The 24,670-nt window shown below is 66.3% G+C and carries 25 protein-coding genes; 9 read left to right on the top strand and 16 right to left on the bottom strand.

All coding sequences use genetic code 11. The features are described from left to right. Nucleotides 1-47: 47 nt before the first annotated feature. Genes dxs through CGK74_RS13045 form a run of 3 tightly spaced genes read right to left on the bottom strand, consistent with a single transcriptional unit; the run spans nucleotide 48 to nucleotide 3,118 of the window. Nucleotides 48-1,907, bottom strand: a complete 1,860-nt coding sequence (gene dxs / locus CGK74_RS13055; RefSeq protein WP_094268893.1) for a 1-deoxy-D-xylulose-5-phosphate synthase — start codon at nucleotides 1,905-1,907, stop codon at nucleotides 48-50. A 57-nt stretch (nucleotides 1,908-1,964) separates the two neighbouring features. Further along, entirely contained in the window at nucleotides 1,965-2,864 is a 900-nt protein-coding gene (locus tag CGK74_RS13050; RefSeq protein WP_094268892.1) for a polyprenyl synthetase family protein, read from the bottom strand. Beyond that, the gene (locus tag CGK74_RS13045; protein WP_094268891.1) at nucleotides 2,861-3,118 is read right to left on the bottom strand and encodes an exodeoxyribonuclease VII small subunit; all 258 of its coding nucleotides are present in this window, start codon (nucleotides 3,116-3,118) and stop codon (nucleotides 2,861-2,863) included. Before CGK74_RS13045 ends, CGK74_RS13050 begins: the two co-directional genes overlap by 4 nt. Before the next feature lie 124 nt (nucleotides 3,119-3,242). On the opposite strand from CGK74_RS13045, the gene CGK74_RS13040 reads away from it, so the two are divergent. Then, nucleotides 3,243-4,349, top strand: coding sequence for an aromatic ring-hydroxylating oxygenase subunit alpha (locus CGK74_RS13040; protein ID WP_094268890.1), 1,107 nt, complete (start codon nucleotides 3,243-3,245; stop codon nucleotides 4,347-4,349). A 204-nt stretch (nucleotides 4,350-4,553) separates the two neighbouring features. Here the strand turns inward: CGK74_RS13040 and ispH are convergent, their stop codons facing one another. The 7 genes from ispH to tsaE all read right to left on the bottom strand — a co-directional run bounded on the left by ispH (nucleotide 4,554) and on the right by tsaE (nucleotide 12,213). After that, entirely contained in the window at nucleotides 4,554-5,492 is a 939-nt protein-coding gene (ispH, locus tag CGK74_RS13035) for a 4-hydroxy-3-methylbut-2-enyl diphosphate reductase (protein ID WP_094268889.1), read from the bottom strand. A gap of 30 nt (nucleotides 5,493-5,522) precedes the next feature. After that, the gene (locus tag CGK74_RS13030) at nucleotides 5,523-5,951 is read right to left on the bottom strand and encodes an FKBP-type peptidyl-prolyl cis-trans isomerase (protein WP_094268888.1); all 429 of its coding nucleotides are present in this window, start codon (nucleotides 5,949-5,951) and stop codon (nucleotides 5,523-5,525) included. Continuing rightward, nucleotides 5,948-6,484, bottom strand: a complete 537-nt coding sequence (gene lspA, locus CGK74_RS13025) for a signal peptidase II (RefSeq protein ID WP_094268887.1) — start codon at nucleotides 6,482-6,484, stop codon at nucleotides 5,948-5,950. The genes CGK74_RS13030 and lspA overlap by 4 nt, the downstream gene beginning before the upstream one ends. Continuing rightward, on the bottom strand, nucleotides 6,477-9,287 hold the full coding sequence (gene ileS, locus CGK74_RS13020) for an isoleucine--tRNA ligase (RefSeq protein WP_094268886.1): 2,811 nt from the start codon (nucleotides 9,285-9,287) through the stop codon (nucleotides 6,477-6,479). Before ileS ends, lspA begins: the two co-directional genes overlap by 8 nt. A gap of 34 nt (nucleotides 9,288-9,321) precedes the next feature. Continuing rightward, entirely contained in the window at nucleotides 9,322-10,275 is a 954-nt protein-coding gene (locus CGK74_RS13015) for a bifunctional riboflavin kinase/FAD synthetase (protein ID WP_094268885.1), read from the bottom strand. Between the two features lie 97 nt (nucleotides 10,276-10,372). Beyond that, nucleotides 10,373-11,743, bottom strand: coding sequence for an N-acetylmuramoyl-L-alanine amidase (locus CGK74_RS13010; RefSeq protein ID WP_094268884.1), 1,371 nt, complete (start codon nucleotides 11,741-11,743; stop codon nucleotides 10,373-10,375). Beyond that, nucleotides 11,692-12,213 carry a tRNA (adenosine(37)-N6)-threonylcarbamoyltransferase complex ATPase subunit type 1 TsaE gene (gene tsaE / locus CGK74_RS13005; protein WP_094268883.1) on the bottom strand — a complete coding sequence of 174 codons (522 nt, stop codon included), beginning with the start codon at nucleotides 12,211-12,213 and terminating at the stop codon, nucleotides 11,692-11,694. The genes CGK74_RS13010 and tsaE overlap by 52 nt, the downstream gene beginning before the upstream one ends. A gap of 42 nt (nucleotides 12,214-12,255) precedes the next feature. Here tsaE and queG point away from each other — a divergent pair, with 42 nt between their 5' ends. From queG to CGK74_RS12985, 4 genes are all read left to right on the top strand, one after another. Continuing rightward, nucleotides 12,256-13,332, top strand: coding sequence for a tRNA epoxyqueuosine(34) reductase QueG (gene queG, locus CGK74_RS13000; protein ID WP_165770089.1), 1,077 nt, complete (start codon nucleotides 12,256-12,258; stop codon nucleotides 13,330-13,332). Nucleotides 13,333-13,364: 32 nt separating this feature from the next. Further along, nucleotides 13,365-13,565, top strand: a complete 201-nt coding sequence (locus tag CGK74_RS12995) for a SlyX family protein (RefSeq protein WP_094268881.1) — start codon at nucleotides 13,365-13,367, stop codon at nucleotides 13,563-13,565. Between the two features lie 227 nt (nucleotides 13,566-13,792). Then, on the top strand, nucleotides 13,793-15,520 hold the full coding sequence (locus CGK74_RS12990) for a nitrite reductase (RefSeq protein ID WP_094268880.1): 1,728 nt from the start codon (nucleotides 13,793-13,795) through the stop codon (nucleotides 15,518-15,520). A 92-nt stretch (nucleotides 15,521-15,612) separates the two neighbouring features. Continuing rightward, nucleotides 15,613-17,112 carry a type IV pili methyl-accepting chemotaxis transducer N-terminal domain-containing protein gene (locus CGK74_RS12985; protein WP_094268879.1) on the top strand — a complete coding sequence of 500 codons (1,500 nt, stop codon included), beginning with the start codon at nucleotides 15,613-15,615 and terminating at the stop codon, nucleotides 17,110-17,112. Nucleotides 17,113-17,143: 31 nt separating this feature from the next. On the opposite strand, the gene CGK74_RS12980 is transcribed toward CGK74_RS12985, so the two are convergent. Beyond that, entirely contained in the window at nucleotides 17,144-17,434 is a 291-nt protein-coding gene (locus CGK74_RS12980) for a hypothetical protein (protein ID WP_094268878.1), read from the bottom strand. 16 nt (nucleotides 17,435-17,450) lie between these two features. After that, nucleotides 17,451-17,978 carry a cytochrome c oxidase subunit 3 family protein gene (locus CGK74_RS12975; RefSeq protein ID WP_094269128.1) on the bottom strand — a complete coding sequence of 176 codons (528 nt, stop codon included), beginning with the start codon at nucleotides 17,976-17,978 and terminating at the stop codon, nucleotides 17,451-17,453. Between the two features lie 234 nt (nucleotides 17,979-18,212). Here CGK74_RS12975 and CGK74_RS12970 point away from each other — a divergent pair, with 234 nt between their 5' ends. Continuing rightward, on the top strand, nucleotides 18,213-18,644 hold the full coding sequence (locus CGK74_RS12970; protein WP_094269127.1) for a CreA family protein: 432 nt from the start codon (nucleotides 18,213-18,215) through the stop codon (nucleotides 18,642-18,644). A gap of 21 nt (nucleotides 18,645-18,665) precedes the next feature. Here CGK74_RS12970 and CGK74_RS12965 read toward each other — a convergent pair whose 3' ends face one another. After that, on the bottom strand, nucleotides 18,666-18,935 hold the full coding sequence (locus CGK74_RS12965) for a hypothetical protein (RefSeq protein WP_094268877.1): 270 nt from the start codon (nucleotides 18,933-18,935) through the stop codon (nucleotides 18,666-18,668). 211 nt (nucleotides 18,936-19,146) lie between these two features. Between CGK74_RS12965 and CGK74_RS12960 the strand changes: the two genes are divergently transcribed. Then, on the top strand, nucleotides 19,147-19,377 hold the full coding sequence (locus CGK74_RS12960; protein ID WP_094268876.1) for a hypothetical protein: 231 nt from the start codon (nucleotides 19,147-19,149) through the stop codon (nucleotides 19,375-19,377). Between the two features lie 92 nt (nucleotides 19,378-19,469). After that, nucleotides 19,470-20,579: a magnesium transporter gene (locus tag CGK74_RS12955; protein WP_240498720.1), complete on the top strand. Its 1,110-nt coding sequence runs from the start codon at nucleotides 19,470-19,472 to the stop codon at nucleotides 20,577-20,579. A gap of 28 nt (nucleotides 20,580-20,607) precedes the next feature. Here CGK74_RS12955 and CGK74_RS12950 read toward each other — a convergent pair whose 3' ends face one another. From CGK74_RS12950 to CGK74_RS12940, 3 genes are all read right to left on the bottom strand, one after another. Continuing rightward, on the bottom strand, nucleotides 20,608-20,994 hold the full coding sequence (locus tag CGK74_RS12950) for a thioredoxin family protein (protein ID WP_094268875.1): 387 nt from the start codon (nucleotides 20,992-20,994) through the stop codon (nucleotides 20,608-20,610). An 11-nt stretch (nucleotides 20,995-21,005) separates the two neighbouring features. Then, nucleotides 21,006-22,985, bottom strand: coding sequence for a peptidase U32 family protein (locus CGK74_RS12945; RefSeq protein ID WP_094268874.1), 1,980 nt, complete (start codon nucleotides 22,983-22,985; stop codon nucleotides 21,006-21,008). Between the two features lie 93 nt (nucleotides 22,986-23,078). Further along, nucleotides 23,079-23,420 (bottom strand): VanZ family protein, encoded by a 342-nt coding sequence (locus tag CGK74_RS12940; RefSeq protein WP_094268873.1) that lies wholly within the window; start codon nucleotides 23,418-23,420, stop codon nucleotides 23,079-23,081. 144 nt (nucleotides 23,421-23,564) lie between these two features. Between CGK74_RS12940 and CGK74_RS12935 the strand changes: the two genes are divergently transcribed. Beyond that, nucleotides 23,565-24,656 carry a PQQ-dependent sugar dehydrogenase gene (locus CGK74_RS12935; RefSeq protein WP_094269125.1) on the top strand — a complete coding sequence of 364 codons (1,092 nt, stop codon included), beginning with the start codon at nucleotides 23,565-23,567 and terminating at the stop codon, nucleotides 24,654-24,656. Nucleotides 24,657-24,670: the final 14 nt, after the last annotated feature.

Raw genomic sequence — 24,670 nt, 5'->3', positions numbered from 1 at the left:
ACCCAGTTGCAAAAAGCCTGCGATATTAGCTTTCCCGACAAAAATGCTCAACTATCGACCTGATTGAGCTTTTCGATACTGGCAAGGACGCCGGCTTCGTCGAGTCCCACCGAGGCGAGCAGTTGTGCCTGGTCGCCGTGGTCGATGAAGCGGTCGGGGAGACCGAGGCGCAGCACGCGCGGGCGCCGTGGCAGCGTGTCGACGAAGCGCGAGACTTCGGCACCGGCTCCGCCGACGACGGCGTTTTCCTCGATGGTCACGAAAAGCTCGTGGCTGGCTGCCAGATCGGTGAGCAGCGCCTCGTCGAGCGGCTTGACGAAACGCATGTTGACCACGGTGGCGTCCAGCGTTGCGCCGACCCGCTCGGCGACGCCGACCATGCTGCCGTAGGCCAGCAGGGCCACGCGCTTGCCACTGCGCCGCACTTCGGCCTTGCCGATCGGCAGGGCCTGCATCTGCGCCGCCGGTGCCGCGCCGGTACCGCTGCCGCGCGGGTAGCGTACGGCGGTCGGCCCCGGGTGCTGCGTGGCCGTGTAGAGCATCTGGCGGCATTCGTTCTCGTCCGCCGGTGCCATCACCACCATGTTGGGAATGCAGGCGAGGTAGGACAGGTCGTAGGCGCCGTGATGAGTGGCGCCGTCCGCGCCGACCAGGCCGCCGCGGTCGATGGCGAACACGACCGGCAGGTTCTGCAGCGCGACGTCGTGGATCAGCTGATCATAGGCGCGCTGGAGGAAGGTGGAGTAGATCGCCACCACAGGAATAAAACCTTCGCAGGCCATGCCCGCGGCGAAGGTCACGGCGTGCTGTTCGGCGATGCCGACGTCGAAGTAGCGGTCCGGGTACTCGTGGGCGAAGCGCACCAGGCCGGAGCCTTCGCGCATCGCGGGAGTGATGCCGACGATGCGCGGATCGGCCTTCGCCATGTCGCACAGCCAGTCGCCGAAAACCTGGGTGTAGGTCAGCTTGCCGCCGCCCTTGCCGGTCTGGATGCCGGCGGTGTGGTCGAATTTCGCTACACCGTGATACAGGATCGGATCGGCTTCGGCGAGCTTGTAGCCCTGGCCCTTCCTGGTGATCACGTGCAGGAATTGCGGGCCCTTGAGCTTCTTCAGGTTCTGCAGCGTCGGGATCAGTGCGTCGAGGTCGTGGCCGTCGATCGGGCCGTAGTAGTGAAAGCCGAACTCCTCGAACAGTGTGCCCGGGCTGATCATGCCCTTGGCGTATTCCTCGACCTTGCGCGCCAGTTCGGCGACCGGCGGGGCCATGCCCAGCACCCTTTCGCCAACGCGACGCGCGGTGTTGTAGGTCGAGCCCGACAGCATGCGGGCGAGGATCTTGGTGAGTGCGCCGACCGGCGGCGAGATCGACATCTCGTTGTCGTTGAGGATCACCAGCAGGTTGATGTCCTCGATGTCGCCGGCGTTGTTGAGCGCTTCGAAGGCCATGCCGGCGCTCATCGCGCCGTCGCCGATCACGGCGATCGCATGACGGTCTTCCTTGCGGGCGCGGGCGGCGACGGCCATGCCCAACGCGGCCGAGATCGAAGTGGATGAGTGCGCGGTGCCGAAGGTGTCGTACTCGCTCTCGCAGCGCCGCGGAAAGCCCGAGATGCCGCCCCAGTGACGCAGGCCGGACATCGCCTCGCGGCGGCCGGTGAGCACCTTGTGGCCATAGGTCTGGTGGCCGACGTCCCACACGATGCGGTCGTAGGGGGTGTCGAACACCCGGTGCAGCGCGATGCTCAGTTCGACCGTGCCGAGGTTGGACGACAGGTGGCCGCCGGTCTTGGAGACCGATTCGATCAGGAAGGCACGCAGTTCGTCGGCAACCGTGTCGAGTTCGCGGCGGTCGAGTGCGCGCAGGTCGGCGGGGGAGCTGATGCGTTCCAGGGTAGGGTAGGACATGGGCGGTCCGGAGCTGAGTCGGGTTCGTTCGTGGGCGTCGGTCGTGCGGGCGCGGGCCTAGAAGGCGCGGTGCACGATGTAGTCGGCCAGGGATTCGAGGCGCGCGGCGGTGGTGCCGAAGGGCGACAGTGTCGCACGGGCGTCGGCCAGCATGTCCTCCGCCAGGCGTTTGGCGTCGGACAGGCCGAGCAGGCTCACGTAGGTCGGTTTGTCGTTGTCGGCGTCCTTGCCGGCGGTCTTGCCGAGCGTAGCCGTGTCGGCCTCCGCATCGAGGATGTCGTCGACGACCTGGAACAGCAGGCCGACGACCTTCGCGTAATGATCCAGCCGCTCCATCGCCGCGTCGTCCAGGCCGCGCCCGGCGTGCGCACCCAGCAGCACCGCGGCACGGATCAGCGCCCCGGTCTTGTGGATGTGCATGAACTCCAGTTCTTCGCGGCTCAGTTGCTTGCCCACTGCAGCAAGATCGATGGCCTGGCCGCCGGCCATGCCGCGCGAGCCCGACGCCGTCGCGAGCAGCCCGAGCATCTTCAGTTGCGTCTGCGGCGTGTCGGCCGTCGGCGCGTCGGTCAGGGACTGGAAAGCGAGCGTCTGCAGGGCGTCGCCAACCAGCAGCGCGGTGGCCTCGTCGTACTCGACGTGCACCGTCGGCTTGCCGCGTCGCAGCACGTCGTTGTCCATGCACGGCATGTCGTCATGGACCAGCGAATAGGCGTGGATCAGTTCCACCGCACAGGACACGCGGTCGAGCCGCTCGGCCGGCGCGCCGGCGAGTTCGCCGGCCGCATGGGCCAGCAAGGGGCGCACACGCTTGCCGCCGCCGAGCACCGCGTAGCGCATGGCTTCATGCAGGCGTTCGGGGGCGATCGCGGAGGAGGGCAAGAAAGCATCCAGCGCGACCTCGGTGCGCTGCTGGACCTGAAGCATCCATTCCTTGAAGGACTGCACGGCGCTCATTCGGCGTCTCCCGTGTTCGAGGTCTTGCTGCCCTCATCGCCGAACTCGACCAGCTCGTCGCCTTCGAGCACCCTGATGCGCTGTTCGGCGTTCGCGAGGGTACCCTGGCAGTAACGCAACAGGCCGACACCGCGCTGATAGCGCGTCAGTGCCTCCTCCAGCGGCAGGTTGCCGGATTCCATTTCCTGAACGATGGCTTCGAGTTCGGAAACCGCGGCTTCGAAAGACTTGGGGGAGATCGCCGACTTTGGCATGGATGAATATCTGCGCGGCAAAAGCGGGAAAATAACCGATGGCAGGTCTGGCGGTCAAACAGAGGGTGGCTTACACTAACCTGTTTATTTTTCCGGATTTCTTGTCCGCAAGGGGGGTTCGGGGATGACCGACATCGCTTCCAAGGCTCAACTGGCCCAGGCCGTTTCGCAACTGCCTGTTTCCTGGTACTTCGACGAGAAGGTTTTCGAACTGGAGAAGAAACTCCTCTTCGATGCCGGTCCGGGGTACGTCGGCCATGAGCTGATGGTGCCTGAGGTCGGCAACTACCGTTCGCTCGAGTGGCTCGATCACTCCAAGCTGCTGTTTCGCACCGAGGCCGGCATCCACCAGATGTCGAACGTCTGCCGCCATCGCCAGGCGATCATGCTGCAGGGCAGCGGCACGACCGAGCACGTCGTGTGCCCGGTGCACCGCTGGACCTACAACCAGCAGGGCGAGCTGATCGGTGCGCCGCATTTCGCCGAGAAGCCTTGCCTGGGCCTGAAGCGAGACGCGCTGGAAAACTGGCATGGCCTGCTGTTCAAGGGGCCGCGCTCGGCCAATGCCGACCTGGCCGGCATGAAGGTCGCGCCCGAACTGGACTTCTCCGGCTACAAGCTCGACCGCGTCGAGATCCACGAGTGCAACTACAACTGGAAGACCTTCATTGAGGTCTATCTCGAGGATTACCACGTCGTGCCTTTCCATCCGGGCCTCGGCAGCTTCGTGACCTGCGACGACCTGTCCTGGCAGTTCGGCGACTGGTATTCGGTGCAGCAGGTGGGCATTACCTCACTGGCCAAGCCGGGCTCGGCCACTTACGCCAAGTGGCACAAGGCGGTGCTCGATTACTACGGCGAGAAGAAGCCGGAGCACGGCGCGATCTGGCTGACCTACTACCCCAACATCATGGTGGAGTGGTATCCGCACGTGCTGGTGGTGAGCACCCTGATCCCGACCGACATCGACAGGACGACCAACGTGGTGGAGTTCTACTACCCGGAGGATATCGTTGAGTTCGAGCGCGAGTTCGTCGAAGCCGAGCAGGCCGCCTACATGGAAACGGCGATCGAGGACGACGACATCGGCGAGCGCATGGATCGCGGGCGACTGGCGCTATACAAGGAAGGCCGCAACGAGGTCGGTCCGTACCAGTCGCCGTTCGAGGACGGCATGCAGCATTTCCACGAGTTCTACCGGCGGATCATGGAGCAGCACATCGGCGGCTAGGGTCTGAATCGCTGGGTACATGATGAAGAACCCTCGCGGCTCCTGCTCGCGAGGGTTCTTCGTTTTTTAGTGTCGGGAACCAAGATGCGTTCCAGTGTGCTGCGGGGTGTTTGTGGAGTCGGCGAGGACTGTCTGAGCCCGTAGGGCGAGTTCCGCAGCCGATGGAGCAAATACCCCGCAGCACACCCGCCACGAAGGCTGCAATCAGCGAACGTCCTGCAGTTCCTTCGGCAACGGAAAGGTCACTTTCTCCGGCACGCCGTCGAGGTTGCGCACCGAGCCGCCACTCAGTTCCTTGAGCCGCGTAATCACTTCCTCGACCAGCACCTCCGGCGCCGATGCCCCCGCGGTGACACCGACGCGGCGCTTGCCTTCCACCCAGGCCGGATCGATGCCCGCCGCGTTGTCGACCAGGTAGGCCGGCACGCCGCGCAACTCGGCCACTTCCCGCAGGCGGTTGGAGTTCGAGCTATTCTTCGAACCGACCACGAACACCACGTCCGCATGCGGCGTCATGAACTTCACCGCGTCCTGGCGGTTCTGCGTGGCGTAGCAGATGTCGTCCTTCTTCGGTCCGACGATGTTCGGGAAACGCTCGCGCAAGGCGTTCACGATGTTTGCCGCGTCATCCACCGACAGCGTGGTCTGCGTGACGTAGGCGAGCAGGTCGGGATCGGCGACCTGCAGCGTGGCAACGTCCTCGGGCGTCTCGACCAGATGGATGCCGGTATTGACCTGGCCCATCGTGCCCTCGACCTCGGGATGGCCCTTGTGGCCGATCATGATGATCTCGCGACCCTGCTCGCGCATGCGGCCGACCTCGATGTGCACCTTGGTCACCAGCGGGCAGGTGGCGTCGAACACGCGCAGGCCGCGCTTCTCCGCTTCCTCGCGCACCGCCAGCGACACGCCGTGGGCCGAGAAGATCACGGTATTGCCGGCCGGTACTTCGTCCAGTTCCTCGACGAAGATCGCGCCCTTGTTGCGCAGATCGTCGACGACGAACTTGTTATGCACGACCTCGTGGCGCACGTAGATCGGCGCACCAAAGCGCTGCAAGGCACGCTCGACGATCTCGATCGCGCGTTCGACGCCGGCACAGAAGCCGCGCGGGTTGGCCAGCAGGATTTCCTTGTCGCTCATGTCTCTTCGTCTCTGTCAGGGCGGCGGCGCTCAGGACACGCCGATGATCTGCGCCTCGAAGCGGATCGCCTTGCCGGCAAGCGGGTGGTTGAAGTCAATCAGCGCCCACTGGTCGTCGATCTCGCGCACCAGACCGGAGTAGCGCGAACCGTCGGGCGCGGTGAACTCCATGATGCTCATCGGCTCGATCTCCTCATCCGGCATGTGTTCGCGCTTCACGCGCTCGATCAGCTCGGGGCGATGCGGGCCGAAGGCCTCCTCGGCCTCGAGCTCGAAGACGTGGTGGGTGCCGGGCGTCAGTCCGATCAGCAGCTTTTCCATGGCGGGCAGCATCTCGCCCGCGCCCAGCTGCAGGGTGGCAGGGGTGGCATTGAAGGTGCTGATCAGCGGCTGGCCGCTGGGCAGCGAGATGCGGTAGTGCAGGGTGACCAGGCTGTTGGCTTCGACGACTTGGCTCAAGATGGCTTCTCCGGGGTCGGCTGGCGGTCGTGGCGGAACTGGCCCCACAGCATCAGTACCACGCCGACGGTGATGGCCGAGTCGGCCAGGTTGAACGCCGGCCAGCTCCAGCCGGCGTAGTGGAAGTGCAGGAAATCGACCACCGCGCCATGCACGAGGCGGTCATAGACATTGCCGACGGCGCCGCCGATGATCATGGCGAAGGCGGTCGGCAGCAGCTTTTCGTCACGATGGCGCCAGGTCAGCGCCAGCAGCCAGCCGCAGATCACCGTGGCGAGCCCGGTGAAGAACCAGCGCTGCCAGCCGTCATGGTCGGCAAGAAAGCTGAAGGCCGCACCCGGGTTGAACACCAGCACCAGGTCGAAGAAGCCGGTGATCGGGATCATCTGGCCGTAGTGCAGGTTGTCCAGCACCCACTGCTTGCTCACCTGGTCGAGCGCGGCGACCGCGATCGCGAGTGCGATCCAGGGCACCATGGCGGCCAGTGCGGGACGCGTCGAGGTCTTGTGCATCGCGGGCAGTACGTCAGGCATGGATGCGCGTTTCGCCGTCGCCGAACAGGTTGCTCACGCAGCGACCGCACAGCGTGGGATGCTCGGTGTGCTGGCCGACCGATTCCACGTAGTGCCAGCAGCGCTCGCATTTCTGCGCGGCGCTGGGCGTCGCGACGATCCGTTCGTCTTCCGCGTTCGCGACCTCGGACAGCGTCGCGGCCGAGGTCATGGTGACGAAGCGCAGGTCCCCGCCCAAGCTGGTCATCGCGGCGAACTTGTCCGCGGTCAGCGCCAGGCTGAGTTCGGCCTGCAACGAGGCTCCGACCTTGCCTTCGGTGCGCAGCGCCTCGATCACCTTCAGGCCCTCGGAACGCACCGCACGGATGATTTCCCAGCGCGCGATCAGGCCTGCCTCGCCTTCCTGCGCAGGCAGGGCGTGGAAGGTGTGCAGCATCACGCTGTCGGGTTCCTCGCCCGCCTTGTCCGGGTTCAGGATGGCCCAGGCTTCCTCGGCGGTGAAGGACAGGATCGGTGCCATCAGCTTGAGCAGCGTCTGGGTGATGTGCCACAGCGCGGTCTGCGCGGCGCGGCGCGGCAGGCTGCCTTCGGCGGTGGTGTACAGGCGGTCCTTCAGGATGTCGAGGTAAAAGGCACCGAGGTCCTCCGCGCAGAACACCTGCAGTGCCTGGACGATGCGGTGGAACTCCATCTTCGCGTAGTCGGCCTCGGCCTGCTGTGCGAGCTGGCGAGTGAAGGCCAGCGCGTAGCGGTCGAGGTCCATCCACTGCTCGAGCGGCACCGCGTCCCGAGCGATGTCGAAGTCGGCGGTGTTGGCGAGCAGGAAGCGCAGGGTGTTGCGGATGCGGCGATAGACCTCGACCACGCGGTCAAGGATCTCCTTGGAGATCGAAAGCTCGCCCGAGTAGTCGGTCGAGGCCACCCACAGGCGCAGGATTTCGGCGCCGAGCTTGCTGGTGACCTCCTGCGGTACCACCACGTTGCCAAGCGACTTGCTCATCTTCCGCCCGGCGCCGTCGACTGCGAAGCCGTGAGTCAGCAGGCTGCGGTAAGGCGCGTGGCCGTCGATGGCGCAGCCGGTCAAGAGCGAGGAATGGAACCAGCCGCGGTGCTGGTCCGAGCCCTCCAGGTACATGTCGGCGCGCGGGCCCTCCGGATGGCCATCGTTGTGCGAGCCGCGCAGCACGTGCTTGTGCGTGGTGCCGGAATCGAACCATACATCCAGCGTGTCGCTGATCTTGTCGTACTGGGCGGCCTCGGCGCCGAGGAGCTCGGCTGCGTCGAGCTTGAACCAAGCCTCGATGCCTTCCTTCTCCACGCGCAGCGCAACTTCCTCCATCAGCTCGACCGTGCGCGGATGCAGCTCGCCGGTTTCCTTGTGCAGGAAGAAGGGGATCGGCACGCCCCAGTTGCGCTGGCGCGAGATGCACCAGTCGGGTCGGTTGGCGATCATCGCGTGCAGGCGCGCCTGGCCCCAGCCGGGGTAGAACTTGGTGGCTTCCACTGCGCGCAGCGCGCGGTCGCGCAGCGTGGAGCCGTCGGCTGCGACCTTGTCCATGCCGACGAACCACTGCGCGGTGGCGCGATAGACCAGCGGGGTCTTGTGGCGCCAGCAGTGCATGTAGCTGTGGGTGATCTTGCCGTGGGACAGCAACGCACCGACCTCGGCGAGCTTGTCGACGATGGCAGCGTTGGCCTTCCAGATGTTTATGCCGCCGAAGAAGGGCAGGTCGGGCACGTACTCGCCACCACCCATCACCAGCGACAGGATCTCCTCGTTGCTGCGGCCGTAGGCGCGCCACGAGTTGAAGTCGTCCACGCCGTGAGCCGGTGCCGAATGCACGATACCGGTGCCGGCGTCCACGCCCACGTAGTCGGCCAGGTACACCGGCGACACGCGGTCGTAGAAGGGGTGGCGGAATTCGATGCGGTCGAGCGCCGCGCCCTTGGCGGTCGCAATGATGCTGCCCTCGCGCTGGTAGCGCTGCAGCGCGGATTCGACCAGTTCCTTGGCCAGTACGAGCAAGCGGTCGCCCGCGTCCACCAGCGCGTAGTCGAACTCGGGATGGGCGTTGAGCGCCTGGTTGGCGGGGATCGTCCACGGGGTGGTGGTCCAGATCACCGCGGCGGCGGGCTTGTCGAGCTTGGCCAGGCCGAAGGCGGCGGCGAGCTTGTCAGCCTCGGCCACCGGGAAGGCGACGTCGATCGTCGGCGACTGCTTGTCGGCGTACTCCACCTCGGCTTCGGCCAGCGCCGAGCCGCAGTCGAAGCACCAGTTCACCGGCTTCAGGCCCTTGAACACGTAGCCGTTCTTCGTCATCTCGGCCAGCGCGCGGATCTCGTTGGCCTCGTTGGCGAAGTCCATCGTGCGGTAGGGGTTGTCCCAGTCGCCGAGCACGCCGAGGCGGATGAAGTCGGCCTTCTGGATCTCGATCTGCTCGGCGGCGTAGGCGCGACACAACTCACGCACCTTGTCGGCGGGCAGGTTCTTGCCGTGGGTGACCTCGACCTTGTGCTCGATCGGCAGGCCGTGGCAGTCCCAGCCCGGCACGTAGGGCGCATCGAACCCCGCGAGGGTCTTCGAGCGCACGATGATGTCCTTGAGGATCTTGTTCAGCGCGTGGCCGATGTGCAGGCTGCCGTTGGCATAGGGCGGGCCGTCGTGCAGCACGAACTTGGGCCGGCCGGCGCTGGCCTTGCGGATGCGCTGGTAGAGCTTGCGTTGCTGCCAGTCGGCGATCCAGTTCGGCTCGCGCTTGGGCAGGTCGCCGCGCATCGGGAAGGGCGTGTCGGGCAGGTTGAGCGTCTTGCGGTAGTCGGCCATGGCGTAAACGTCGGTCTTGTGGGTTCTGGGGGGCTCAGGCGGTCAAGGCCTGAAGGCGGTCGGGATGGTCGGCAAACCACTTGCGCGCGAGGTCGGCATCGACGGCGATCTGCGCGCGCAAGGCGTCCAGCGAGTCGAACTTGCGCTCGGCGCGCAGCTTGCGCAGGAAATGCACACGGATGTGAGCACCGTAGCAGCTCCCGGACCAGTCGAAGAGGTGAACTTCCAGTCGCGCGCGTCCGGCCGAGGTGGCCGTGGGACGAACGCCGATGTTCGCCACGCCGGCGATGCGCTGACCGGCCAGTCCTTCGACGCCTACGGCATAGACGCCGGTGAGCGCCGGGCGACGGTGTTTCATCTGGATGTTTGCGGTCGGAAATCCGAGCTGGCGGCCGATCTTGTCGCCATGGCTGACACGCCCCGCAATGCTGTAGGGGCGGCCGAGCAGGCGCGCGGCATGCGTGAGGTCATCTTCGCCGAGCGCGTCGCGTACGGCGGAACTCGATACGCGCTCGCCCTGGACGCTGAGCGTCGGCATGGATTCGACGCCAAAGCCGAGTTGTGCGCCGGCCGCCTGCAGCATGCTGAAGTTGCCCTGGCGGCGCGCGCCGAAGCGGAAATCGTCGCCGACGAAAAGATGGCGGACACCCAGGCCGCGCACGAGCGTGTCCTCGATGAAGGCCTGCGCCGTCTGCGATGCAAAGCGGGCGTCGAAGCGGCAGACGTAGCTGCGGTCGACGCCTGCGGCGTCCAGCAACAGCAGCTTTTCGCGCAGTGAGGCGAGACGGGCGGGGGCGTCGGACGGGCTGAAGTACTCGCGCGGATGCGGCTCGAAGGTGAGCACGACCGCCGGCAGACCGAGCGAACGGGCCTTGTCGGTAAGCAGCTTGAGCAGCGCCTGATGGCCGAGGTGGACGCCATCGAAGTTGCCGATGGTCAGCACCGCGGCGGTGTCGGCTCGCTCGGGAATCCCGCGAAAAACCCGCATAAGCGCCTGAAAAAAGCCGCAATTATAGCGGCAAAGCACGGCCGTGCGGGCTTGCCTCAGGCCGTGGAAGCAGTCGGGGCTGCTGGCTGTGCGGTGTTCAGCCGAGCTGGGCGACCCGGGTCGGGCCTGCCGGCGGGTTGGCCTCGAAGTAGCGCTTGATCCCGCGCAGCAGGGCGTTGGCCATCTTTTCCTGATAGGCCTCGTCGTTCAGGCGGCGCTCTTCCTGCGGGTTGCTGATGAACGCGGTCTCGACCAGCACCGAGGGGATGTCCGGCGCCTTGAGGACCGCGAAACCGGCCTGTTCGACATCCTGCTTGTGCAGACGGTTGATGCCGCCGATCTCGCCGAGCATGGCGCGGCCGAGCTTGAGGCTGTCGTTGATGGTCGCGGTCTGCGACAGATCGAGCAGGGTGCGGGCGATGTGGCCGTCCTGGCGGGCAAGGTTGACGCCGCCGACGAGGTCGGCATCGTTCTCCTTCTGCGCCAACCAGCGCGCCGCGGTGCTCGAGGCGCCGCGCTCGGACAGCACATAGACCGAGCTGCCATTGGCCTCGGGTTTGACGAAGGCGTCGGCGTGGATCGATACGAACAGATCGGCGCGGACGCGGCGGGCGCGGGCGACGCGCTGCTGCAGCGGCACGAAATAGTCGCCGTCGCGCGTGAGCACGGCCCGCATGCTCGGTTCGGCGTCGATCTTGCGCTTGAGCCGGCGGGCGATGGAGAGCGTGACGTTCTTCTCGTAGCTGCCTGCCGCGCCGACTGCGCCCGGGTCTTCGCCGCCGTGGCCCGGATCGAGCACGACGGTGAACAGGCGATTGACGTTCGGGTCGGCACGGCGTGCCGTGTTGCGTTCTGCCGGCGAATTCCGACTGTCGGCAACGCTGGCCTGGCTGCTGTCCTGGCCGGTGTCGCCCGCTGCGGCGTCCATCGGCGAATCCTTCATGATCAGCGCCAGCAGCGGGTCGTGTTCCTCGGTCGAATGCAGGTCGAGCACGAGGCGGTGTCCGTAGTTGCCGACGGGGGCGAGCGTGAACACCTGCGGGTTCACCGGCGCCTTCAGTTCGACCACCACGCGCACGACCCCCGGCCGGTTCTGGCCGGCGCGGATCAGGCGGATGTAGGGGTCGGACTCCATGACCTTCGAGGGCAGGGACTGCAGCACGCTGTCGAGGTGAATGCCCTCGAGGTCGACCACCAGGCGGTCGGGGTCGGGCACCAACATGTGGCTGTAGCGCAGGGTGGACGAGCCTTCGAGCGTAATGCGGGTGTATTCGGCCGAAGGCCAGACGCGCACCGCGAGCAGGCTGGCCGGTGCCGCATGGCCCACCGGGCTGACCATCAGCGCCAGCGTCGCGCCGGCGAACTTGAGCAGGCGGCGACGATCGATGCCGCGCGCAGGCACAGCTTCCGGCTCCGTCAGGACGCCGGGTCCGCGCCCCGCAATGCTTTCCCCAGTTCGATCACGCATGTCCGCCCCGCATCCGTCTTGCCATCGATCTCCACAAACCGCCCGGAATCATGGGTTTCGAGCCGGATTTCGAGGTCAGGCGGCGGCAGATAGGGGGCGGCTTTGTCCGGCCATTCCACTACACATACGCCCTGACTCGCGAAGTATTCGTCCAGCCCAGCGTCCAGATATTCTTCGGGCGAATTGAAGCGATAAAAATCAAAGTGATATAAGTCTAATCTAGAAACAACGTAAGGTTCAATCAAGGTGTATGTCGGACTTTTCACCTTGCCTTCGTGACCAAGTGCCCGCAGCAGCCCGCGCGTGAGCGTCGTCTTGCCCATGCCGAGGTTGCCCTGCAGCCAGATTCTGAGCCCCGGACGCAGGGTGGCGGCCAGTGCGGCGCCGATGGCTTCGGTGTCGGCTTCGGCGGGCAAGTGCGCGCGGAGGCGGGCGCCGCTATCATCGGCGGCCTTGAGCAACTCGATCATGGAATCCTCTCGTTGATGGCTGAAAACGCGGTGGCAGATGGCATGGCGGGTGCCGATGGCACCCCGCTCGACGGGGCCGCCCTGCTGGCCCGCATCCGCCAGTGGGCGGCGGAACTTGGTTTCGGCGCCGTCGGCGTCGCGGACACCGACCTGCACGAGGCCGAGCCCGGGCTCACGGCATGGCTGGATGCCGGTTTTCACGGTGGGATGGATTATATGGCGCGCCACGGCATGAAGCGTGCGCGTCCGGCCGAACTGGTGCCCGGAACCCTGCGCGTGATCAGCCTGCGGCTCGACTACTGGCCCGACGCCGCCGATGCCGGAGCGAACCTGGCCGATGGCCAGCGTGCCTACGTTTCGCGCTATGCACTGGGGCGCGACTACCACAAGGTCTTGCGTAACCGCCTGCAGAAGCTGGCCGATCGGATCGCCGCCGAGATGCCGCATGCCTACCGCGTGTTCACGGATTCGGCGCCGGTGCTGGAAGTCGAGCTGGCCAGTCGCAACGGCCTGGGCTGGCGCGGCAAGCACAGCTTGCTGCTGGATCGCGACGCCGGCTCCTACTTCTTCCTGGGCGAGATCTTCACCGACCTGCCGCTGCCAATCGATGCACCCGTCGAGTCGCACTGCGGCCGCTGCACCGCCTGCATCGATACCTGTCCGACCGGAGCCATCGTCGCGCCCTACCAGGTCGATGCGCGACGCTGCATCTCCTATTTGACGATCGAACTGCATGGCCCGATTCCGGAGGACCTGCGCCCGCTGCTGGGCAACCGCATCTACGGCTGTGACGATTGCCAGCTCGCGTGCCCTTGGAACCGCTTTGCGCGCCTGACGGCGGAGGGCGACTTCGCGCCGCGTCACGGTCTGGACAGTGCGGGCCTCGTCGAACTCTTCGCCTGGAGCGAGGCCGAGTTCGTCGAGCGCACCGCCGGCAGCCCGATCCATCGCATCGGTCACGAGCGCTGGCTGCGCAACATCGCGGTGGCCCTGGGAAATGCGCCGACCGCGCCGGAAGTGCTCGCCGCCCTGCGGGCGCGCGCCGAGCACCCGTCAGCTGTGGTGCGTGAGCACGTGGCCTGGGCGCTGGCGCGGCATGGCGCGCCCCTTGCCAGCTAGAATCGCGCCCCTCAACTTCACCGGATACCCGCATGGAAGACCGCCTCGAAGCGCTCGAAACCAAGATGATGTCGGCCGAGGACCAGCTCGACGAACTGAACCGTACCGTGTGGCGCCAGCAGCAGGAGCTCGACCTGCTGCGCGAGCAGGTGCGCCAGCTGGCGCAGCAGGTCAAGACCATCCAGCCGGGCGCGCCGAACCGTCCGGAAGACGAGATTCCACCGCACTGGTAAGACGCGCGACACGGTCCGAACGGGGGTACACGGCCATGTTCGTGACACCCTCGACCGGACCCGGGATGCCGGCGCAATGCGGCACCCTTACCCTCGATCAAGTCCGGTTTGACCTGAAACCCGCACGCTGACCGGGGTCTTGGAGTCTCTTGATTTTCATCAAAGCGGCGATTCTCCCGATTGCGAAATTGCGCCACCGATTTCGTTTTCAGCCAGGAGAAGGGACCATGAAGTCAGCAGCTTTCAAGCAGTTCGGAGTGCTTGCGGTGTCGACGCTCGCGCTCGCATGTCAGGTGGCCTTCGCCGAGGCGCCGGCCGGCCACGGTGACGCGGCGATGAAGGAGTACCAGGCCGGCGGCTCGCCGATGGCCGACGTGCCTATGCACCACGACATAAACCCGCTTGCGCCGCGCATGTCCGAACCCGAGTTCGAGAAGGCCAAGCGCATCTTCTTCGAGCGCTGCGCCGGCTGCCACGGCGTACTGCGCAAGGGTGCGACCGGCAAGGCGCTGACCCCCGACCTGACGCTGGAGAAGGGGCTCGAGTACCTGAAGGTCTTCATCAAGTACGGTTCGCCCGGCGGCATGCCGAACTGGGGCACCTCGGGCGTGCTGAGCGATGACGAGGTCGACCTGATGGCGCGCTACATCCAGCAGACGCCGCCGGCCCCGCCCGAGTATGGCCTGAAGGAAATGGAAGCCTCGTGGAAGGTCGTCATCCCGGTCGACAAGCGACCGACGAAGAAGATGAACGACCTTAAGCTCGAGAACCTGTTCTCGGTGACGCTGCGCGACGACGGCAAGATCGCGCTGATCGACGGCGACAGCAAGAAGATCGTCAGCATCATCGAGACCGGTTATGCGGTGCATATCTCGCGCATGTCGGCCTCGGGCCGCTACCTGTTCGTGATCGGCCGCGATGCCAAGATCAACCTCATCGACCTGTGGATGGAGAAGCCCGAGACGGTCGCCGAGATCAAGGTCGGCCTCGAGGCGCGCTCGGTCGAGAGCTCCAAGGCCAAGGGCTGGGAGGACAAGTACGCCATCGCCGGCACCTACTGGCCGCCGCAATTCGTCATCATGGACGGCGACACGCTGCAGCCGCGCAAGATCGTATCGACCCGCGGCATGGTGGTCGGCACGCAGGAATATCACCCCGAGCCGCGCGTGGCTGCCATTGTGGCCTCGCACTTCAATCCGGAGTTCTTCGTCAACGTGAAGGAGACCGGGATGGTGTATTCGGTGGACTATCGCGACCTCGAGAACCTCAAGGTCAAGATGATCGAGGCGGCACCCTTCCTGCACGACGGCGGCTTCGAGTCCACGCATCGCTACTTCATGGACGCTGCCAACGCGTCGGACAAGATCGCGGTCATCGACACCAAGGAAGGCAAGCTCGAGAAGCTGGTCGACGTGGGCAAGGTGCCGCACCCGGGCCGTGGCGCCAACTTCGTCGATCCGAAGTTCGGTCCGGTGTGGGCCACCGGCCACCTTGGCGACGAGACCATCTCGCTGATCGGTACCGATCCGGTCAAACACCCGGACAACGCCTGGAAGGTGGTCCGTACACTGAAGGGCCTGGGCGGCGGTTCGCTGTTCCTTAAGACGCATCCGACGTCGAAGAACCTGTGGGTCGATACCACGCTGAATCCGGACGAGAAGGTCAGCCAGTCGGTCGCGGTGTGGGACATCGACAACATCGACAAGGGCTACGAGCTGATTCCGATCGGCGAGTGGTCTGGCATCAAGGCCGGACCGAAGCGTGTCGTGCAGCCGGAATACAATAAGGCAGGCGACGAGGTGTGGTTCTCGGTCTGGAATGGTGCGGACCAGGAGTCGGCGATCGTCGTCGTCGATGACAGGACGCGCAAGCTCAAGGCCGTGATCCGGGATCCGAAGCTGATCACGCCGACGGGCAAGTTCAACGTCTACAACACGCAGCACGACGTGTATTGAGGCGCCCGGGAGTTCCTCGGGGGGGGGGGCCGGCCCCCTCCCCGGATTGCTCAGCCGCTCGCCTTGCCGAAACATCTAGAGGTGTCGTTGAAGTGATCGCCCCAACGAGGGACGCCCTTTGGGCACAACGCAAGCTGCTGGCGGCCGAGCCGCTTTTCTCCGGCCTGCCGCCAGCCTTGCTCGATGAACTCGTGGCTGGCAGCCGCGTGCTCGAGCTGAACGCGCAGAGCCTGCTCTACCGTGCCGAGGATCCGATCCGCGAGGCGTTCGTCCTGGCAAGCGGCAGCGTGGCGCGCGAACACCTGCTGCCCACCGGCAACGAAAAGGTGCTGGAACTGGCGCAGGCGCCGCAGGTGCTCGCCCTTGGCGAACTGCTGGCGCGCACGCATTACGGTGCATCGTGTAGGGCGCTCGCCCATAGCATCGTCGTCGCCATCGACATCCGCCGTCTGCGCGTGGTCATCCAGCACGATCCGGCGCTGAGCTGGCGGATCATGCAGGCGCTGGCACAGCGCCAGTGCGCGATCGAGTTCGATGTTACCGGCCACCATTCGGGCGCGACCGGCGCACAGCGCATCCTTGATTACCTGCTGGCGCAGGCGGGCGATCGCATCGGGCTGGCCGGCGAGACCACGGTTGTCCTGAAGGCCAGCAAGAAGATCATCGCGGCCCGTATCGGCATGACGCCCGAGTCCTTTTCGCGCAGCCTGCGCCAGCTCAGCGATCAGGGCGTGGTCGTCGTCGAGGGACGCAAGGTGCACATCCAGCACGCCGCGCTGAGCGACATCGAGACCGGCAGGTCGGGCCAGCGCCTGCGCTTCGCGCGCAAGACCAAGGCCCATGGCGAGCCGTCGTCCGCGCGCATTGCACCGGGAGCGCTGGTGAATCTGTGCGGTCGCTGCCGCATGCTGTCGCAGCGCATGGCGATCGCCTGGGCATTGATCGCGGCGGGCCTGTCGGTCGAAAAGGCCGCGGTCCGCCTGCGTCGGCTGATGCACGAGTTCGAGCGCGTGCTCGCGCGTCTCGAGGCGCTGGGTTTGCCCGATCTCCTCGAGTCCGGGCGCTCGGCGGTGGTCGAGGCCTGGCCCGACTACCGCGCCGCGCTGGCCGAGGAGGGCGCGACGCCTGCGCGGGCCGAGTGGGTGCTTGCTTCGAGTGAAACCGTGCTTGATGCGGCCGATCGCCTGACTGGCGCAGCCGAGCATCTGTTCGGACTGCCCGACGCGCACTACGTCAATGTTGCCGGTCGCAACCGCATGCTATCGCAGCGCATCGGCAAGCTGTTCGTGCTTCGGGAGTGGGTGGCCGAGCCCGTGCGGATTCAGGACGAGATCGACGCGGCGACACGCGAGTTCGAACGCAACCTCGATGAATTGCGCCACAGCGGGAGGCGCCTGCCCGAACTGTCTGCGCAACTGCAAGAAGTGTCGGACCAGTGGCAGCGCTTCCTGCGCGCGCTGGCACCCGATGTGATGCGCGCGCAGCGTGGGCAGCATGTGAGGGCGGTGGTCGGCGAGGCCGACCGGCTGCTGCGTCACGTCGATACCGCAGTGAAGCTCTATGAGCGGCTGACGCCGACGCCGGCCGGTTGAGGGGTGGTCGGGTGCGGCTCTGCCGGGCAGCTCAGATCAGTGCGCCGGTCAGGCGTGCGAGCGTGTCGCCGAACGCGCTGGTCAGGATCACCAGGACAGGCATGCCGTAGCAGAAGCCGTGCATCGCGAGCCGGATGCCGCGCCGGGCCGTCGGTAGTTCAAGGAAGCGGTCGCACACGATGCGGACCTTGAGGCCCATCACCAGCGCGACCAGCACGGTGACGCCGAAGCCTGTGTCCGGGCGACCGCCGAGCGTGGCGCCGATCACGCTCAGCGCGACCAGTCCGAGCCAGGCGAGGTCGAGCTTGCGGATTTCGGTCATGGCATCGTCTCCAGGCTCAGCGCAGCACGTAGAACAGCGGGAAGATCATCAGCCAGATGATGTCCGTTGCGTGCCAGTAGCAGGCAAAGGCCTCCAGTCCTGAATGCTCGTCGGCCGAGTACGAGCCGGTGCCGGTGCGCAGCATCACCCAGATCATGCCGAGCAACCCCCAGAACACATGGATCAGGTGGTTGAAGGTCAGGTAGTAGTAGGTGACGATGAACACGCCGGCATCACCGTCCAGGCCGTTGGCGAGGTTCCAGCGCACCTCGAACAGCTTGATGACCGGGTAGCCCAGGCCGAACACGAAGGCGCCCAGCAGCCAGCGCAGGCAGGCCTTCTGGCGACCGGCGCGCATGGCGTGCAGTGCGCGCGCCACGCACCAGCCGCTGGTCAGCAACATCAGCGTATAGCCGGTGCCGGCCAGCAGCGACAGCCGCTCGGGGCCGGCGCGGAAGACTTCGGGGTGATGCGCGCGAGCGATGAAATAAACCGCGAACATCAGCGCGAATTCGGTCACCTCGCAGAAAATGCCGACCCACATCGCCTTGTTGCCCGGGATGCGGCCGGTGGCGGTTGAAGCGTCGGGCAGGGTGGCGGCGTACGACACGGGAGGAACTTGAAGGCTCGATCGAAAGCGCATTCTCGCGCTGCCGTGCCGGTGCTGCCTTGATGCAGGGTAAATTGCGCGCCGCAATGCGATACTGGCGTTTCTCCGCAACAAGGATGCACGGACGTGAAGACCTTTCTGCTTGGCGCGCTGGGCGCCGCACTGGCAATGCCGTTCTGCGCGCAGGCCGAAACCGTCGGCGCCGTCGACACTGCGTTCAAGCTCATCGGACGCAATCATCAGGTGGTGGTCGAGGTGTTCGACGACCCCAAGGTGAAGGGCGTGTCGTGCTACGTCTCGCGTGCGCGCACCGGGGGCATCAAGGGCACGCTGGGACTGGCCGAGGACACGGCCGACGCCTCGGTCGCCTGCCGCCAGGTCGGCGAGATTGCGCTGCTGGAACCGCTCGAACAGCAGGAGGAGGTGTTCTCCGAGCGCGCGTCGATCCTGTTCAAGAAGGTGCGCATCGTGCGCATGGCCGACGCCAGGCGCAATACGCTGGTGTATCTCGTCTATAGCGACAAGCTGATCGACGGCAGCCCGCAGAACAACGTCACCGCCGTGCCGCTGCCGGCCAGCGTGCCGCTCAAGTTGCGCTGATGGGCGGTCGCTTCGCCTGTCTCAGGCGGCGGCGACTTCCTGCAGGCTGCACTTGGCGACACCGAATTCGGTCTTCACCAGCAGCGGGTAGCGGGCGCCGCTGAAGCGGCCGTAGTGGCCGATGTTGTAGCCCACCACGCTACCGGCCACGTGGCCGACGAGAACTTCTCGACCGACGCGGTAACCCGCATGAATTGCGCGGTTGATCGCGAGCTCTACGCCGTCGGGGCAGATGGGGTCGTGGGGTTGGTGACGCGAACCCTCCACGACCATCAGGTCTTGGGTGCGCATGATGACCTCTTGGTCCTTGTGTTGAAGCGCGGATCCCGCGCCTCTCTTGCGTGGCTCAATCTTAATCCCCAATACCGTTCGACTGCGTGTGAGGCCCGTCACGGACCGCTGAATGCGGGGTCCACGGACGGGCGGACTGGTCGCATTGCATGCGCGGACATCGGGTCTATCCTGAAGGTTGCCACCAACCGTTCGAGGAGGGGCAGCAAGGATGGAGAGACGGGAGAACAGCGAGCTTCGCGCACGGATCGACGGCATCGTCGTGCTGGTCGAGACCGAAATGGTGCCGTGGCAGATCGCGGGCGATTCGCTGGAACGGGCGGGCGCCGGTGACCACGTGATCCGGCGTGTGCTGACGCCATATACGCGCATCCAGGTCATCGACCGGACCCTGTCGTCGCAGCTCGGATTTCCGGCCGTGCCGCGCTGGCTCAAGCAGTAGGGCAACAGAATACGCCGCACGGGCGTGGCGACCGCTTTCCCGATAGGGGGCTGTCCGCGTACCTGAGCCCTTTGCTAGCATTTCGGTACGGAATGGCGGGGGACGAGGTCGTGGACGAGGCTGTCGAGCATCGGAAGGGGGCGCCGGCCTTGTACGGTGGCGGGGTGCCCGGTGCCCGGCGCAAGCCCGCGCGGGCAGCGCCACGCCAGCGCCGGCCGGATGACGAGGGTCGGGACGGCATGCGACCAGACGAGACGGCCGGACGCTATCTCGTCGCCAGCGTGCCGCGTGCGCGGCGCGGGCAGACGGTCGCCGAGGTGCTGGCGGAGTTGGCCGCTCACGCCCATGACTGCATGGACGTAGTGTGCGTGCTCGATGACGATGAGCGTCTGGTGGGCGTGCTTCCGTTGGCTGGCCTCTTCGCGATGGAACGGGACAGCCGTCTTGCCGACGCCATACGGCCCGGGTTTCCCAAGGTGCACCCGACGACCGACCAGGAGCGGGTGGCGTCGCTGGCGCTGCATCATGCGATCAGCGCGATCCCGGTGGTCGATGCGAAGGGCAAGCTGCTGGGCGTGGTGCCTTCTGCCGCGCTGATGCATATCCTGCGCCGCGAACACGTCGAGGATCTCCATCGTTTCGCCGGCATCTCGCGCGAGGCCACGCTCGCCCGCGAGGCGATCGAGGCGCCGCCCTTGCGCCGGCTGCGCCATCGCCTGCCGTGGCTGCTGCTCGGGCTGGCGGGCAGCATGCTGGCGACGCTCATCATGTCGCGTTTCGAAGGGGCGCTCGCGATCGATCCGGCGATTGCATTCTTCGTCCCGGGCCTGGTCTACCTGGCCGACGCCATCGGCACCCAGACCGAGGCCGTGGCGGTGCGCGGCTTGTCGCTGAGCCATGCCCGCATGCGCACCATCATCGGCGGCGAGGCCCGTACCGGCGTGCTGATCGGGCTCGTCATGGGCGGGCTGACCTTCCCGGCCGTGTGGCTCGTTTTCGGCAGCGTGCATCTGGCGGTCGCAGTGGCGGTGGCGCTGGTGGTGGCCGGCGGCATCGCAACCACCGTCGGGCTGCTGTTGCCCTGGTTGCTCGGCCGCCTCGGCAGCGACCCCGCCTACGGCAGCGGGCCGATGTCCACCATCATCCAGGATCTCCTGACGCTGCTGACCTATTTCGTCGTGGTCAGCCTGATCGTAGGCTGACCAACAGGATCGCGGCAGGCTCCGGCGTTCAGCCGGCCAGGCGTGCGCCGAGTTCGAATACCTCGTCCGGGACGTCCCGTTGCGCGCCCGCGGGCGTGGCGGCCGTGCTGCGGATCAGGCGCGTGACCACGGGCTCCAGCGGCGGGGAGGCGCCGAAGTGCAGCGGTCTGCCTCGGTGGAAAATCGCCAGGGTCGGGAAGCTGTCGAGCTCGATGTCACCCACCAGTTCGGCATCGTCCTCGATGTCGGCCCACGCGAACACCATCTCGGGATGAGCGAGCGCGATGCGCTCCAGCACCGGCTGGAACTCGCGGCAGGTGCCGCACCAGTCGGCACAGAGCGCGATGACGAGCACCGGCCCCTCGGCAAGGTGCGGGTGAGCGGAAAGGCTCTGGATCGGGTGCAGGGCGGACATGGGGGAGAGGCTCAGTTCCGTGCCGCGACCGTCTTGTCGCTACCCGGCTTGTTCGGGAAGAAGCTGACCTTCTGCGCGACCACGGTGTCGCGCATCTTCGCGATATGCGGCTTCATCGCGCCGACGACGTGCATCTCGCAACGCTTGCAGTCGAAGCGCAGCGTCAGCGTCTCGTTGCCGTTGACCAGCTGCATCGGGTCGGGGCGGATGCCTTTCACTTCCTTCGGGCACAGGTTGAAGCTGTAGCGCAGGCAGTGCTTGGTGATCATCAGCGAGACGTCGTCGGTCTCCTGGTTCTCCTCGAAGGCGGCGTCGATGAGCTTGACGCCGTGTCTGGCGTAGAAGGCACGCGCCTTGTCGTTGAGCACGTTGGCGAGGTAGGTCAGCGCGTCCTGCGGGTAGGGCACCGGCGGCTCGACCGCGGCGGCGCGCGGCGGGCGCGCGTGGGCACCGATGCGGGCGGATTCCAGTTGCTCGATGGCGTCGCGGCGCAGCGCGTTGAGCTGGCCGGCGGGCAGGAAGGGCATGGTGGGCAGGTCGATCGTAACCGCGCCGAGTGTGAAGATGGTGTTGCCCAGCTTGCCCAGATGCTCGTGCAGCGTGGCGAGCGCGCGCTCTGCGTTCTGCGCCGGCTCGAGGGCGGCGGCGAGTGTCGCGGTGGCGGTGACGCCGTCCTCGTCGCGCAGCGTCAGCGTCAGGCCGTCACCGTTGACGGCGAGCTGCGCATCGACGCGGATGCGGCGCTCGGCGGACTTCTTTTCCAGCGCACGTTCGAACTCGTGGTCGTGGTTGCGGAACACCGAGGTGCCCGGCACCAGGTCGGACGGCAGCGGTTCGGACGGGAAGATGCGGTCGATCCCTTCGCCGCCGCCGTTGGGCTCCGAACGGTTGACCCGCAGGCCGGTGAGTTCGCCCTTGGGCGTGTACCAGGTCAGGCCGTCGGCGTTGTGGATGGGCGAGCTGCGCTCGACGTCGAAGAACTTGCGGCCCTTGGTGTCGATCTTCGTCACCCTGCCGATCGGTTCGCCGACGAACTTGGGCGACTCGAAAGCCTCGATGCCGTGCCGGCGATCGTTGGCGAAGTAGTCGGTGTAGCCGCGGTTGAAGGTCTTGTCCGCCTGCGGGGTGAACAGAAAGGTGGTGCGCCCGCTCGAGGCGCGGCGATACGTCGGGCCGTCCGCATCCGGGTGCTCGATGATCTCGTCGAGCAGCGTGCGGTAGTGCGCGGTGATGTTCTTGACGTAGGAGAGGTCCTTGTAGCGCCCCTCGATCTTGAACGAGCTGATGCCGGCCGAGGCCAGCGCGCGCAGGTTGGCGCTCTGGTTGTTGTCCTTCATCGACAGCATGTGCTGCTGGCTGGCGATGGTGTTGCCGTCCTTGTCCTTGAGGTCATAGGGCAGGCGGCAGGCCTGCGAGCATTCGCCACGGTTGGCGCTGCGCCCGGTGTGGGCGTGGCTGATGTAGCACTGGCCGGAGAAGGCCACGCACAGCGCGCCATGCACGAAGTACTCGAGCTGGCAGGTCGTGGCGGCAGCGATCTTCTTCACGTCGTTCAGCGACAGCTCGCGCGCGAGCACGATCTGCGAGAAGCCCACGTCCTGCAGGAAGCGCGCCTTGCTGGCGTCGCGGATGTCGGTCTGCGTGCTGGCATGGAGCTGGATCGGCGGCAGGTCGAGCTCGAGCAGTCCCATGTCCTGCACGATCAGCGCATCGACGCCCGCATCGTAGAGCTGCCAGATGAGCTTGCGCGCCGGTTCCAGTTCGGCATCGAACAGGATGGTGTTGGTGGCGACGAAGACCTCGGCGTGGTAGCGGTGGGCGTGCTGCACCAGGCGGGCGATGTCTTCCACCGTGTTGTCCGCCGCCGAACGCGCGCCGAAGGCCGGGCCGCCGATGTACACCGCGTCCGCGCCATGGTTGATGGCCTCGATGCCGAAGTCGGCGGTCTTGGCCGGGGCGAGGAGTTCGAGGGTGTGGCACGGATGGCTCATGGGGCGGCTCGGGCGCGTGTCGGTCGCAAGCGCTTGATTGGAAAGGGCGCGATGATAGCAACAGGCCCGGTCGTTGACGAGCAGACAAGTATGTCAGCGCCGCCGGCTGCGCAGCCAGGCGGGCAACAGCACGAGCAGCCCGACCGCATCGGCCAACCAGTCCCAGGGGTCGCCGAAACGATGGCCGGTCTGGGATTGGGCCAGCTCCATCGCCGCACCGTACAGCAACAGGCCAAGGGCAATGGCGACCGGTCTCGTCGGCCACGCCACCAGCGCGAACAGCGCCAGCGCGGCGAACAGCACGGCATGCTCGATCTTGTCCTGCCACGATACAAGCTTGGCAATGTCGGGTGCAGGCATCAGCGCGAGCCAGAACACGGCAACCAGCGCGAGCACGAAGGCGATTCGAAACAGGGTGCGAACGGATGAGGTCATGGAGAGTCCTAGATGCATTCTCGAACGCCAGGCCGCTCGGGCTGCGGCGCCCCGGACGTGGTCCGTAACCGGCGATAGCCGCAAGTATCAGGGGAGGAAGACATCGTGAAGATCATTGGTCGGGTTGTGCTGTCCGCCGGGTTGATGCTCGGCCTGGAAGTGTCGGCTGGCTGGGCGGCCGACCGGGTGCTGAATTCGGAAACTGGCCCCCTGCGGGTCACTGAGGTGGCGCGCGGCCTGGATACGCCGTGGGCGCTCGCTTTCCTGCCCGATGGCCGTCTGCTGGTGACCGAGCGGCCAGGACGCATGCGCCTCGTCGCGCGCGACGGGTCCCTGTCCGCGCCCATCGCCGGCGTACCGCAGGTGCATGGACGGGGGCAGGGCGGGCTGCTCGACGTCGCACTCAGCCCGGACTTCGGCACAGACCGGACGATCGTGTTCTCGTTCGCCGAGCCGACCGCGGGCGGTGCGCGCACCGCGGTGGCGCGGGCACGGCTGGACCTCGAGGGGCTGAGGCTGGAAGACGTGAAGCTGATCTTCGCGCAGAACGAGGACCCCTCGGGCAGTCACCACTGGGGCTCGCGGCTTGTATTCGACCGCGCGGGCAACCTCTTCGTGACATTGGGCGACCGCTTCAATTCGCGTGACCGCGTGCAGGCGCTGGACAGCCACATCGGCAAGGTCGTCCGTATCCGGCTCGATGGCAGCGTGCCGACGGACAATCCCTACGTGAAGCGGGATGGCGTGCGGCCGGAGGTGTGGTCCTATGGTCACCGCAACGTGCAGGGCGCGGCGCTGCATCCCGTTACCGGCGAATTGTGGGCGCACGAACACGGGCCTCAGGGCGGCGATGAGCTCAACCGCGTACTGCCCGGGCGCAACTACGGCTGGCCGGATATCACCTATGGTCGGGAATACGTGATCGGCACAAGGATCGGCGAGGGCACGACGCGACCGGACGTGGAGCCGCCGGTGACGCAGTGGACGCCTTCGATCGCGCCGTCGGGCATGAGCTTCTACACCGGCGACGCGTTTCCGCAATGGAAGGGCAATCTGTTCGTCGGCGCGCTCAAGTTCCAGCTGCTGGCCCGCCTGGTGCTGGATGGTGACAAAGTCGTTCACGAGGAGCGCATCGAACTCGGCCATCGCGTGCGTGATGTGCGCGAGGGACCGGACGGCCGCCTGTGGCTGCTGGACGAAAGCGGCGGGCGCGTGCTGCGCATCGACCCGGCCTGAGCCTGCGCCACAGA

This window comes from Thauera propionica, from assembly GCF_002245655.1.
GTDB classification, from domain to species: domain Bacteria; phylum Pseudomonadota; class Gammaproteobacteria; order Burkholderiales; family Rhodocyclaceae; genus Thauera; species Thauera propionica.
Note: the sequence above shows the minus strand (reverse complement) of the source record. Positions and strands in the feature narration are given on the sequence as shown.